The sequence below is a fragment of the Methanococcoides vulcani genome (genome assembly GCF_900111645.1).
Lineage (GTDB): Archaea > Halobacteriota > Methanosarcinia > Methanosarcinales > Methanosarcinaceae > Methanococcoides > Methanococcoides vulcani.
In genome coordinates this window covers 125306-137442 of sequence record NZ_FOHQ01000003.1, presented here as the reverse complement: position 1 = coordinate 137442, position 12137 = coordinate 125306, and the positions used below count along the sequence as shown (strand labels likewise).

Below are 12137 nucleotides of genomic sequence, written 5' to 3'. Positions count from 1 at the left end.
TTATTGATACTTGATCCACAGTATCCAGCTATAGATGACTGTTAATGCCAGGACATAAACCAAGAGAACATAAAACCACCTACCTGCAAACTTGGGTGTTCGTATTGGTGCTAAATTAAAGACAGCCATAATCATAAACATTGCATATATAATGACTGAAAAAATTGTATGCCCGAATAAACCGTCAAACAGAAAGACAAAAGCAAGAATTAGGACATTGTTGTCAAGTGCCAATCCCATGTATGTCGAATCATCGACCAGGCCGAAAACATTGAAATAACTCAACCGTATTGCACTGACGGCTACAATCACGAATGCTCCAGGCAAGAACCATGGACTGAATTCTCCATAGCTCAAGAGAAATACAGCGGGGCAAATGCCAAAACTTACTATATCTATCAATGAGTCAAGTTGTCCCCCAAAAGCTCGATATTCATCAGTTCGCCCCTTCATCCGGCGGGCAATGAGTCCGTCTCCCCAGTCAAAAACAACAGCCCAGATCATCCCAATTATTGCAATCGGTAAATTACCTAATATGGCATAGTATATACTAAGGACCGCACATAACAATCCTGCAAGCGAACAGATATTTGGAAGATCACGGGCGAAAGCAAGCATTCCTGTCTGATGTAATCGTTGATGGTCTGGATCGTTCATCAGGATACTTCCACTTTATTCAAGTCAATGACATCTACCAATGCTTCAACTAATTTGCAATTTTCTGTATCAGTACGGCTGGCAATACGAACATAACGGCCAGAGTCAGGTAAAGTCTTGTCTTGGCAGTGTTTTATGTACATGTTATGCTCAATGAACAATCTCCGCGTGACTTCAGGACCACTTTGTGCGTGATCCGGTAGGCGGCAGAAAATAAAGTTTGCATCGGGTTTGTAAACAGTCATTCCCGGAATAGCACACAGGCTTTTATACAGATTATCCCTGTCGATCCGCACCTGTTTACAGCTTTCGACAAACTCCTGTCTGTAATCGGGCAATATCCGCAGAAACTCTTCGGCAAATCCGTTAATATTCCAGATATGTACGCCTTTTCTTACAGATTCAGCAAATGCTGAATTTGCAGTTAGCATATAACCGATCCTGAGACCGCAGATACCATAGGCTTTGCTCATGCTTTTAAGGATCGCTATATTTGGGTAACGTTCGATTTCATGTTCCAGAGTTGTCTGATCAGGGTCATGTACAAAATCCATGAAGGATTCATCGATGATCAGCATACAGTCATGGTTTGCAAGTTTTTGTGCAAGAGATATTAGATCGGACTTGGGAACCACTATAGATGTTGGATTATTAGGTGTTACCACGACAGCAACATCTGCTTTAACCTTGATCGCTTCAGCAGCAAATTTGTCTACATCCAATTGAAAAGATGGAAATTCAAGAGGAAATTCAACTACTTTGCCTATTGGCGCTGCATTCGCATATTCATTAAAAGAGGGTACTGGAACGATCAACTTGTTGGATATGTGCCCGGATATAATTTTGATAAGTTCGGCAGCGCCGTTTCCTACAACAATTCTTTCAGCAGGTTGATGGATCAGATCACCTATAAGACCGGCAAGAGCATCCTGTGCGATCGGATAGTTAAGGACAATGTCGTGAATTTGATCTTTAAAGCTTGTAAAAACTGCTTCTGGCGGGAAATATAGATTGTAAAGATAAGCATGATCTATAAAGTCATGGCGATAGTAACCACCATGCTGTCCGGAAATGAATTCATATTTTTCAGTTTGAGTCTCATAATTAGATTTCATCATGTATTCTCTTCCTTGAATTGATTTAAGGTGGTACTTCACTTTTTTAAAGTCTTAGCCTGACGAATTGGCTTTAAACCGGAAAGTGAACGAGCAATCCTCACCTTCACCCCGCATTATGATTGTTGAAAAAACGGCTTTGATCTTCCAGAAGTATGCGGCGTGGTGTCGTAAGGAATTATTGTTTCATATTTGTCTGCCTAAAATAGTGTCTCAGCCTTTGCCAGATCCGCAACTGTGTCTATTTCATACCATCGTTTGCTGTCAAAAGAGACTGTTTTAAGGGCGAGACTACCATCAGCCACCATTTCCGCAAATACGGTTTCATAATAGTCGTTTACTCTGCCGGCTGAAATGTACTGGTCTAGTCTTTCTGTAATACTATGCCATGAAGAGAGCGAAAAACTGTAAATATTAACAGTCTTGTATCTGATCTCATCAAAAGTCCCGGCAATACCGTTTTGGAATTCCTTAACATGTTGGGATTGATTGACTGTGACAGTGGAACCATTCATCCACGGTTGCATGCGTGCAACGGCAATTCTGTCAGGAGAACACATGTCATCCAGAAGAGATCCGTCAAAAACAAGATCACTTTCAATCAGCAGAAACGGCTCATTAATGATATCACGGGCCATCCAGAGTGAATAGATATTATTGGTGGTCTCATAAAGGGGGCTTACAACATAATCGATTTTCATACCGCAAGCTCGCGTTTCTAGAAACTCAACAATGCATTTTTCCTTGTACCCTGTGACCACAACAAGACGTTTGAAACCTTGCTTTTTTAAATTGATGACAAGTCGTTCAAGTATGGACACCTCATGAACCATTGTGAGACATTTGGGTGTATCGTGTGTAAGAGGATAAAGACGGCTACCCTTACCAGCTGCCAATAGTAATGCTGTAGTTATAACTCCATTACCACTATTGCTGTAGTCTGAGTTCATTGTATATTCGATTGTTTTTTCTCCATCCCATATAAATCAGTTGTTAATACTTAAAGGAGTTGGTGTTAACATCGGCCAATTTTGCCTCAAAATTTGGATTTGTTTGAATTGTGTTGATGACTTATTTTATCTACATCTTAGCAGTTTTAAATAAATTATTCCAGATCCTCACAACGATCTATCCATCCAGGGAAGATCAAGGATTACATCGAGTTTTTCAACGGCCAGAATCGTTCCGATCGAAAAAGAGATATTGTCATCTGGAACAATGTCATATGTTCTTAGTTTTTGTTGAATGTTTTGATAGACTCGATCAAAACTAAGAATATTCAGATTAATTTTGAATGTCAAATTTGGGTTAAAAAAGAGCCAGGGAGGATCAGTCATCCTCTCTCATCGGACAGGCACACATCTCAAGTAATGCTTCCTCACTTGTCTGTGAACCACGTCCTATAACGAGATCTCCTTCCTTGACCTCTGTTCTTGCACTTGGGCTGTACACCCAGCGGTCATCGCGCTTGATGGCCATAATATGAACACCGGTCTCGGTTTCAAGCTTTAGTTCCCTGAGACTTTTACCTATGATCGGTGAACAGCCATCAACCTGTATCTTTGTTATGACCTCATCGGATTCACGTACTGCTATGGTGATGATCGGGTGCAGGTCTATATCACGAAGAACAGTGTCTGCAATGCCGTATGCAGCGTCTGAGATGAATTCGGATGCATTGGCCAGGTGAAGCAGACCACGCAGCTGGTTCACGTCAGGAACATGTTTTGCAGTTTCAAGGACCCAGTGCTGGAGATCGTATTTCATTTCATCCATTTCGGATTCAAGGGCTTTTACTTCTTCAGCGATATCCGTGTTGTCAAAGAGCAAGGCTGAATATGCAAGTCCTACAGAAAGTTCTGCGGTGTTCTTCATATCAACAATGATGTCAACTGCTTTTTCAAGATCCCTTAATACCCTCTCGTGCTCGACCTTGCGTGGGGTGTATGCCCTCTGGGTGGCAAGCTCAACAAGCAGCGGAACACCTTCATCGTGACCTCTTGCAAAGATCACATCATCTGCACGGATGCGTGTGTCGTGATGTGGGTCGTATATCCAGTCATCGTGCCTGCGGATCGCAATTACCAACATACCGGTCTCGACCTCAAGTTCAAGATCTCCCAGGGTGCGTCCGCACATCTGAGAGTCTTCACTAATAGTAGCTCGCACAATGGTCTCTTCGGCTTCCCGGAGTGCAAGTTTAAGCTCAAGAGGAATGCCCATGTCCATCTCTACGATCTTTGCAATGTCACCTGCTGCGTTGGCAATGTTCTCAGCAGATGCTGCTACCTGAAGAACACCTGACATCTCCTCGGCCTCATCGATGCGGCGTGTGCTTAACATTGCAGCCATTTTCATGTGGTAATAAAGAGTATCCATCTTTTCTTCAAGATGAAGTACTTCTTCGGCAATGTCCTCATCATCATATACCATTGCAGAATAAGCAAGATCTACCATCAGTTCCGATGTGTCCTTCATTTCAATGAGAAGGTCCTTTAGATTTCTGGGAATGTACTTGATTTCTTTGAGGCTCATGTTACTTGTACCAGCTGTTATCTATGATCTTTTAATTATTTATATATAATCGTTTTTCATGATCGTTTTTTTAAATGATCTGCATTAGATGTAATGTTACGAAGATGGCTGTGATACCCACGAGGTCACCCAGCGTGGCGATTATTGGAATGACAGTGTCATCCGGGTCAATACCGAACTTGTGAGAAGCAAATGCTATGGCTATGGTGGCTGAGAATACCGCTAACAGCTCGAACATGCTTGAGATAGTACATATCTTGAAGAGCGTAAAGAATCCAAATCCATTCCCAACAAAACTGCCTATTATCCAGGCAATTATACTCAGGACCACTGAAGCGGACATTCCCACGATGAAAGCTGCGATCACGCTGTTCTTCACTACAGGGTTCTTCTGGATGTGTGTTGTACCGATACCCATATGGAATGCAGAAGCCAGTCTTGCACCCAGCATGCTGCCGGTATCCCCGCCTATTTTGATCAGTGCAGGGATCAGCAGAAGTATGGTCGGAATAGCAATAAGGTTGTCAAGCTGCGAGTTTAACATCTGTCCTGCAGTAAGTCCAAGCAGTGATGTGAGAAACAGTATAGGAAGTCCCCTGTTGATGATGCCGCGTATGGTATAGTAGCTCATAACATAAGCACCACCTTTGCAGACAGGAAAATCATAAGAATGGAAACAATGTCGCCGATAGTGGCAATGGCAGGCGTTACCACGTTGTCAGGATCGAAACCGAACCTGAACATACCTATTGCAAGGAATACAGCGATCACAGAAAGGATGATCCCCGATGATACACCTGCAAGCACTGCGATCAATGTAAGTGACAATACACCTGCACTTTCAAGCCCCAGCAGCACCGTCATACCATGCCCCAGCATCCCGAGAACTACTGACAGGATCAAACCAAGTAAAAGCGATCCGAGGATGTTATTGGTAAGCTCCGGATTGTTCTCGATCTTCGTAATAAGACCCATGTGGATTGCACTTCCAAGCCGTGACCCAAGGGTACATGATATATTCCCACGCATACCAAGAACCGCAGGCGCAATAACGATCAGCCCAGGTATAAGCTCAAGCTCATCCGTCATCCCCACAAGAATAAGACCAGCCACAGCTCCTCCTATAGTCGCAAGGATCTGGAACGGCAATGCCTCTTTCACAATAGACCGAATACTGGCATAATCTCCCAGGTATTCCTCTTCTATCTCAACATCGTCGTCTTCTTCAGCGTGGGAGCTGTGAGACATAGTCTGCTATTTGTACTTTTAGTATTAAATGATTTGTGAGAGTTGGGGAGATTTGTTGGATTTTTGGGAAATGGGAGTTTTGATAATTTACTGAGTTCGAATCTTACACCCCGCAAAGAAAGTCGGGGATATAGGTAAGCAAGAAAAACCGAACTCCCAAAATTTTAAACTCAAGTACAGTTCAAATCGGATCAATTCTTATTTTATATTTTTATATTTTGGTTATTATTGAAACATCTACATTTTTAATTAACACATAAAATTTCAAAAATTAAAAAAAAATGGTGCAGTAGGTAGACCAGAAGACTGGAAAGAAGCAATAAACTTTCTACTTTGAGTTTCTATTAGTTCAGCAGTTCACTAATATTTAACCCCTTCTATAATAATCCACATTTATCTACAATATTCAATTGTTAACATCGGTTTTAGCTTCCGTCTCACCCATTCCGCAACAGTTTTTACATATGAAAATTAACAGATTTTCAGAATCCCACATATCATCGCACAACCAGCACCGGTACCTTGGAATGTCTAACAACATTCTCTGCTACACTACCGATTAAGAACCTCTTAACTCCCGTCAAACCAAGTGTGCCCATCACTATCAGGTCAATATCATTTTTCTCTGCATAATCGATGATCTCTTCAGCTGGTCTGCCTTTGAGCAATACAGATTCCACCTGAACTTCAGCTTCCTTTCCAGCTTCTTCTACATATGCTGTTGCACGTCCTCCCCTATCAACTAACTTTTCTTCAATTCCCTTCGCCCAGCTTATGCCCCTTCGTGCAACCAGGGCATACTCATCAGAAACAACATATACTGCATAAACTTCAGCCCCAGTCCCTTTTGCAATTTCAATACAATAAGAAACTGCGTTTTTGACATTATCTGAACCGTCGGTTGCAATCATAATTTTCTTACAAATATTCTCTTTCGTCTTATCCACTCCCCTTTTGTCCCATAATCTAATAGAGACAGTTTATAGACTCATTTTGTAGCATTTTAACTCATGAGTCTTGATAGATGCAATTTACACAACTGAAACTTATCCTAAATATTACTTTGGACACATCCTATAAAAGTGATTTGTCAATTGATAGATAATATATAACCATAATAACATTAAAACTTCATTTCAAATCGAGTAGTAGAGGCTTTCTTTTGCGATTGGAAATACATGCAGAGGGAACTTTACCACATATAAATGTATCGTATGATGTCGTTTATATAAGTTTAAACTGAAATTAGCGAACTACTGTAGTTGGTTAAACGCTTCAAAAGAGGTGTTGAAATATAGCAATCCCCAAAAAAACCGAAATACAAATAATTTATTTTGTTATTTTTTAATAAACTTAAAATAGATCGTGAATATACAGATATAGTATATGATCGAACTTAATAAAAAACAAAAAAATAGTATGGGAATTATGCGTTTTTCTCGTTTTGTCGAAAGATACCTTTATGACACTGATTGGAACTTAATAGCAACTTGCTGTGGTGTATCTGAAATTTTGAATAAATATGAACGTGTTACACGTGCTCAAACTTTTGGAGATCCTGATTATCCAACTGCTATCTCTAGATTTTTAATCGATGTTTTTGAATATAATGAAGCTGTAGGTCTTTTACTTATCAATGAGATTGTTTCACAAGACACATTAAATGATGAGGCAAAAATAGAATTAAATGAAATACTCACATTTTTTAGTAATGGGGATGTTTGTGTTTCTGATTATACTTTAAGTTTTAATGTGTCAGAACCTGAAAAATTCATTACATTAACAAACTACCCTGATGATTTTTACAAAAAGTTAATAGATGAAATAAACTTTCAATATTCAAGCAAACACCCAATGTCTCTATCTATTTTGATACGAAAATTGTTTGAAAATTTAATTATTGACATTCTAAGAAAAAAATATGGTACTCAAGAAATGGAAGAGTATTATAATATAGTAAAAAGGAGATTCCATGATTTTTCATTACTTTTGAAAAACTTGGATTTAAATAAAAGTGATTTTCATTACATTTCTTCTAACTTAAATAAAGAACTTATTGCTGAGCTTAACAAATATAGGGAATACGGCAATTCGGGTGCTCATTCTATTGATGTCGATTTAAGAATCGAAAACTTTGCTAATGACAAAACAGACATAAATCATAAAGTGATTTTTTTAGTTCGTATTTTAAATAATATATAAATCGAATCTAAATATTTTTGCTTAAACCCCTCCCCAAGTTTCTAATCTCTCCCTGACATGAGCATTCAAAGTGAACGGCTTGTCGCTTTTGGCATTCTGCTTCATGTAATGCAATGTACCCTTAGAGAACACCATATTCTTCCTTGTTGCCATTCATCTCCCTCCAAAACAAGAATTACAAAGATTTATTAATGTATTTCTACAATTATTGTATATGTCTATTCAGCGGGGATCTTGGATTATGTTCACATTAATCAAAGATAAAAGAGGGATTTTAAATGGAATCTAAAAAAGATTCTTTATCAATGTATCTAAGTATCTTTTTAATTCTGGTCCTTATCAACACACTCCTTTCAAGGTTTGCAATTGTCAATTCCCCGATATCTCCGGCTCCGGGTGTCTCTGGAATATATTTTGCAGTGGCTTTCATGATCGCTTTTGGGCTGTGGTATGGAATGTGGGGTGCTATATCTGCCTACCTGGGCTGTCTGATAGGTGGGGGGACTCTTATCGACATGCCACTTTCAATGAATATCATATGGTCCCTTGCAGATTTATGGCAGGTTCTTATACCGCTTGTTGCATTCGTTTCACTGGGCGCTGACATCACCCTAAGGACTCGGAGAGATGTGGTCATTTTTCTTGTGTTTGGGCTTTTCCTCAATAATCTAGTGGGTGCTGTATGGGGCTCTTCCATACTTGTTGCCGGGGGAATTGTCCCATGGTCTGAATACGGGAATGTTTTCAGGGGATGGTTCATTGGCAATCTGGTTGTTACAATCCTTATAACTCCTCTTCTGCTCAGGTTCGTAACACCCTATCTGAGTAATACAAGGTCATATGTCAGGGGTTACTGGAGCTGATACTCATTATCCACCCAAAAAGAAAAGCAAACACTCCACCCACCCCTTTCAGGAGGCACTAATGCAGAAGTCACCCACCCTCACTTCGAAACTCTCCAACCTCTCCCTAACATGAGCATTCAAAATATACGGCTTATTGCTCTTAGCGTTCTGCTTCATATAATGCAAAGTATGACAGACAAAATTCGTATTTTGTTAGTCCCTGATCACAGGGACTCACTCTTTTTCATTTTCTTCCATAATTATCTTCTCAAATTAAGATTAAAAAACAATGGTAAAGATCGCCTTCACATTAATCGATTCTTATGTTCAAATCCTGGGCACCATATTGGAGATTTATGGGCTTCAACCGTTTCATGTTTGATTAAACGATTCAACTTTTTACACGTGTACTCATATCCCCTTTCGCTCGGGAAGGAGGTCCAGTATTTAAAATGTTCACATAAGGTGCAATCGTCGCGTTTTAATTCAGGGTCATGGTAGTCTTCCCATTCTCCACACCACGTATCGACATCAGTTTCGGGGAATCCCTCAAGGAAGGGAGTATGCTTCCGACACTCTCCTTTAGCTGATCCCGAATTTACTTCAATTATTACCCAATTTTTGCAATATAAGCATTTTTTTATTGAATCCATACTACCACTTCTATACAAACTTCTCACTCGTATAAAAATATTTACACTAATACCGATTCACTGCAACACAGCATAAGACGAGAACTTCTTCTTTTTCATCAACACGCTTGCAGCACCACTCAATGCATCAACCTGTTCGTCGTGCGAACCTTCCGGAAACTGCTCAAGCTCTGCCAGGAATGCATAGATCCAGCTACCCTGCACAAGCTTGACATGCTTGAAGATATTCTGGATGAAAAAATGGTTTTGACTATCAATGAATGCATGGCTGAAACTAAATATAAAAATCAATATTCGAAACATTTTTACAGAATGAGAAATGATTCTATATTAATGGCAACTGCGAATAAATATCCACCTGTTGATCGTAATGCATTTAAATGTGATTTGATAGGTTTTAGAGAAGTACACAGTCTTTCTAAGACACTTTCTCAAAAAATAAAAGATTCAGGATATGTTCCTGACATCATAATTGCGATAGGCAGAGGTGGCTATGTGCCTGCCAGGCTCGTATGCGATTTTCTGCTTTTTGATGACCTGACAACAATAAAGATCGAGCACTACAAAAGAGCCGCAGACATTCAAGAGACGGCAAAGCTAAAGTTCCCACTCTCTGTTGATATTCATGGTAAAAAGATCTTTGTTGTGGATGATGTTACAGATACGGGTAAAACACTAAGTCTTGCCGTAGAATACCTGGAACGCCTTAAACCAGCAGAGATCAAAACGGCAGTCCTCCAGCACAAAACATGTTCAGATTTCGTGCCGGATTATTATGCTGAGAAAATTATTAAATGGCGCTGGATCATTTACCCATGGGCTGCTTATGAAGATCTTACAGGATTTACCGAAAATATAATTGCTGACAAGACTTTAACCCCTAAACAAATTTGTAATGAATTTGATGCCTGCTACAGTATAACTATAAAACGATCTGATCTGACAGAAATACTTAAAGACTTGAATGAAAGGGGACGTATAGAGTGCATTGATGATAAAAGAAATATACTATGGAGAAAAGCAAACGTTTCGAAATAAACCGTAGATAAGTGTATTACACGTCCTTTGATTTGTATAAAAGATAGTTCTTTAAGGATGTTCCTCTACCCCAAGCAGGTTGATTTCCCTTTTAGAACTCATTCATCTAATACTTTTTTGGAAACTGAATTAGTAATATTTGTTACTAATTTTAGGCATTGATTAAATTCATTTTACACAAAAAATTCCAGCTTTACAAAAATCTAGCATTGCACTTTTAGGTAGTAATATGGTTGTGTAGTAGATTGACAAAAAACCGTTGCCATATTTTCTTTATATATATCCCTGCATAACTTTTCGGGAATATAGTTATCTAAAAAAAAGTGTACGAGGTTGTGTATACACCTCCCACCACCTTGTTCCAAACTAGAGAAAAGCCGTTGAATTCATGAAACCTGTTCATGTGGGAGTAAGGGATGATTTCGATCTGTTGAGAAAGAAGATCCTTGACATGTCTTATACTAAATGGAAGAAGATGGGATTCTCTAAGGGTTCATTGCATTACATGAAGCAGAATGTCAAAAGCGATAAGCCGTTTACTCTCAATACTCATGTGAGGTTGGAGACTTGGGGTGAGTTTTGTGCAAGAAAGTATAGAAACCAAGTAAAAGAAGTGAAGTTTTATGTAATCGATGTTTGGTGATTAAGTTCCATATTATAACAGGTATAACGTATTTAATAAATTAATGTTAACACTGTTAACTTTTATAATGTAGCAAAAGTATTTACGCGCAAAATTCAAACTCTTTTATATCAGAGCAAAATCACAATTGAAGGATTGTGCAGGGAGATGATATAGAATTGTGAATATTTTTTGTAGGACGGTGAAATTACCCACACGACGTTAAAGAGAAACTAAAATAATACATGATATAGGAGTGTTGCGACATGATCGAGCTGAAGAAAGTAATTTGCGTTCTATTAATCCTTGTAATGTTCTTTGTAGTTGCAGGGTGTGTGCAACCAGATGATACTGGTGAAGACGAACAGGGTATAATTGAGGAACAGAATGAACTGGCTTCCCAAAGAGAATTTACTGCCTCACAGGTCAATTCAGCCGTCGAGTTAATAGAGGAGGAAGGAGAGCAGGCCTTCCCGCAGTTCAGGGAAAAGAACAGTCAGTGGTTCCATGATGATTTCTACATCTTTGTCTGGAGAAACGATGGAATACGTATGGTATATCCGCCCAATGTCAGCAGAGAAGGACAGGACACGAGCAATCTTGAAGATTTCAACGGTAAACCAACAGGCCAGCTGTTCATAGACATAGCTCAGAGCGAAGAAGGAGAGGGCTGGATTGATTACTACTGGCCAAAACCCGATGAGACAGAACCCTCAAATAAATACACCTTCATCAAAGCAGCATCCTTTGATAACCAGACCTACCTTGTAGGATCAGGGTTCTACGTTAATGACTATATCTATACCAATACTCTTGAAGACGTTGATTACACCCGCTATGGAAACACATCCGTTGGATATCTCATCCACCCAGCAAAAGTTGACAGGGATCTGGATGTAGATTTCAGCTTTACACATGTGATAATCGATGCAGGGCAGTCTATTGAACCTCACATAATGAAGAACCCCGAGGTATACTATGTTCTTGAAGGTGAAGGTGTGCTCTACATAGAAGATGTGCCATTTGAACTGAGCAAAGGAAAGCTTGTCCACATACCTGCAAACTCAAAGCAGTACACTGAAAACACTGGGGATGTTGACCTTGAGATCTTTGTTATAGACCAACCTGCCTGGGCAAAAGAGAATGAACAAATATTGGAGTGATCTATCATTCCACCTTTTTTAAAGAGGTAAATATTAGTATCTCATCCAGCATATTTTCT

The 12137-nt window shown here is 39.4% G+C and carries 12 protein-coding genes and 1 pseudogene; 4 read left to right on the top strand and 9 right to left on the bottom strand.

What is annotated here, in order from left to right:
* The 7 genes from BMX02_RS06005 to BMX02_RS05970 all read right to left on the bottom strand — a co-directional run bounded on the left by BMX02_RS06005 (window position 1) and on the right by BMX02_RS05970 (window position 6502).
* Entirely contained in the window at window positions 1-657 is a 657-nt protein-coding gene (locus tag BMX02_RS06005; protein WP_091689789.1) for a CDP-alcohol phosphatidyltransferase family protein, read from the bottom strand.
* Window positions 657-1775: a pyridoxal phosphate-dependent aminotransferase gene (locus BMX02_RS06000; protein WP_091689788.1), complete on the bottom strand. Its 1119-nt coding sequence runs from the start codon at window positions 1773-1775 to the stop codon at window positions 657-659. Before BMX02_RS06000 ends, BMX02_RS06005 begins: the two co-directional genes overlap by 1 nt.
* A gap of 197 nt (window positions 1776-1972) precedes the next feature.
* Complete coding sequence (locus BMX02_RS05995; RefSeq protein WP_091689787.1) at window positions 1973-2722, bottom strand: phosphocholine cytidylyltransferase family protein; 750 nt, start codon at window positions 2720-2722, stop codon at window positions 1973-1975.
* Between the two features lie 379 nt (window positions 2723-3101).
* On the bottom strand, window positions 3102-4307 hold the full coding sequence (locus tag BMX02_RS05985) for a potassium channel family protein (RefSeq protein WP_091689785.1): 1206 nt from the start codon (window positions 4305-4307) through the stop codon (window positions 3102-3104).
* Window positions 4308-4377: 70 nt separating this feature from the next.
* On the bottom strand, window positions 4378-4938 hold the full coding sequence (locus BMX02_RS05980; protein WP_177165254.1) for a magnesium transporter: 561 nt from the start codon (window positions 4936-4938) through the stop codon (window positions 4378-4380).
* Entirely contained in the window at window positions 4935-5555 is a 621-nt protein-coding gene (locus tag BMX02_RS05975) for a magnesium transporter (protein WP_091689784.1), read from the bottom strand. Before BMX02_RS05975 ends, BMX02_RS05980 begins: the two co-directional genes overlap by 4 nt.
* A 497-nt stretch (window positions 5556-6052) precedes the next feature.
* Window positions 6053-6502 carry a universal stress protein gene (locus BMX02_RS05970; protein WP_394328885.1) on the bottom strand — a complete coding sequence of 150 codons (450 nt, stop codon included), beginning with the start codon at window positions 6500-6502 and terminating at the stop codon, window positions 6053-6055.
* 439 nt (window positions 6503-6941) lie between these two features.
* On the opposite strand from BMX02_RS05970, the gene BMX02_RS05965 reads away from it, so the two are divergent.
* Entirely contained in the window at window positions 6942-7757 is an 816-nt protein-coding gene (locus BMX02_RS05965; RefSeq protein WP_091689782.1) for a hypothetical protein, read from the top strand.
* A 21-nt stretch (window positions 7758-7778) separates the two neighbouring features.
* Here BMX02_RS05965 and BMX02_RS12250 read toward each other — a convergent pair.
* Window positions 7779-7898 (bottom strand): annotated as a pseudogene (locus BMX02_RS12250) (CRISPR-associated protein Cas1); the annotation flags it as partial.
* Between the two features lie 137 nt (window positions 7899-8035).
* Between BMX02_RS12250 and BMX02_RS05955 the strand changes: the two are divergent.
* Window positions 8036-8620 carry a hypothetical protein gene (locus tag BMX02_RS05955; RefSeq protein ID WP_091689781.1) on the top strand — a complete coding sequence of 195 codons (585 nt, stop codon included), beginning with the start codon at window positions 8036-8038 and terminating at the stop codon, window positions 8618-8620.
* Between the two features lie 692 nt (window positions 8621-9312).
* Here BMX02_RS05955 and BMX02_RS11845 read toward each other — a convergent pair.
* Complete coding sequence (locus tag BMX02_RS11845) at window positions 9313-9459, bottom strand: hypothetical protein (RefSeq protein ID WP_167879309.1); 147 nt, start codon at window positions 9457-9459, stop codon at window positions 9313-9315.
* 9 nt (window positions 9460-9468) lie between these two features.
* On the opposite strand from BMX02_RS11845, the gene BMX02_RS05945 reads away from it, so the two are divergent.
* Window positions 9469-10293, top strand: a complete 825-nt coding sequence (locus tag BMX02_RS05945; protein ID WP_244625147.1) for a phosphoribosyltransferase — start codon at window positions 9469-9471, stop codon at window positions 10291-10293.
* A gap of 888 nt (window positions 10294-11181) precedes the next feature.
* Complete coding sequence (locus BMX02_RS05935; RefSeq protein ID WP_091689779.1) at window positions 11182-12078, top strand: cache domain-containing protein; 897 nt, start codon at window positions 11182-11184, stop codon at window positions 12076-12078.
* Window positions 12079-12137: the final 59 nt, after the last annotated feature.

Bases quoted from the DNA above. Each gene is read 5' to 3' on its own strand.
- BMX02_RS05965 (WP_091689782.1), top strand. From the start codon at position 6,942: ATGATCGAACTTAATAAAAAACAAAAAAATAGTATGGGAATTATGCGT.
- BMX02_RS05955 (WP_091689781.1), top strand. From the start codon at position 8,036: ATGGAATCTAAAAAAGATTCTTTATCAATGTATCTAAGTATCTTTTTA.
- BMX02_RS05995 (WP_091689787.1), bottom strand. From the start codon at position 2,722: ATGAACTCAGACTACAGCAATAGTGGTAATGGAGTTATAACTACAGCA.
- BMX02_RS05985 (WP_091689785.1), bottom strand. From the start codon at position 4,307: ATGAGCCTCAAAGAAATCAAGTACATTCCCAGAAATCTAAAGGACCTT.
- BMX02_RS05945 (WP_244625147.1), top strand. From the start codon at position 9,469: ATGCTTGAAGATATTCTGGATGAAAAAATGGTTTTGACTATCAATGAA.
- BMX02_RS06000 (WP_091689788.1), bottom strand. From the start codon at position 1,775: ATGATGAAATCTAATTATGAGACTCAAACTGAAAAATATGAATTCATT.
- BMX02_RS05975 (WP_091689784.1), bottom strand. From the start codon at position 5,555: ATGTCTCACAGCTCCCACGCTGAAGAAGACGACGATGTTGAGATAGAA.
- BMX02_RS05935 (WP_091689779.1), top strand. From the start codon at position 11,182: ATGATCGAGCTGAAGAAAGTAATTTGCGTTCTATTAATCCTTGTAATG.
- BMX02_RS05980 (WP_177165254.1), bottom strand. From the start codon at position 4,938: ATGAGCTACTATACCATACGCGGCATCATCAACAGGGGACTTCCTATA.
- BMX02_RS06005 (WP_091689789.1), bottom strand. From the start codon at position 657: ATGAACGATCCAGACCATCAACGATTACATCAGACAGGAATGCTTGCT.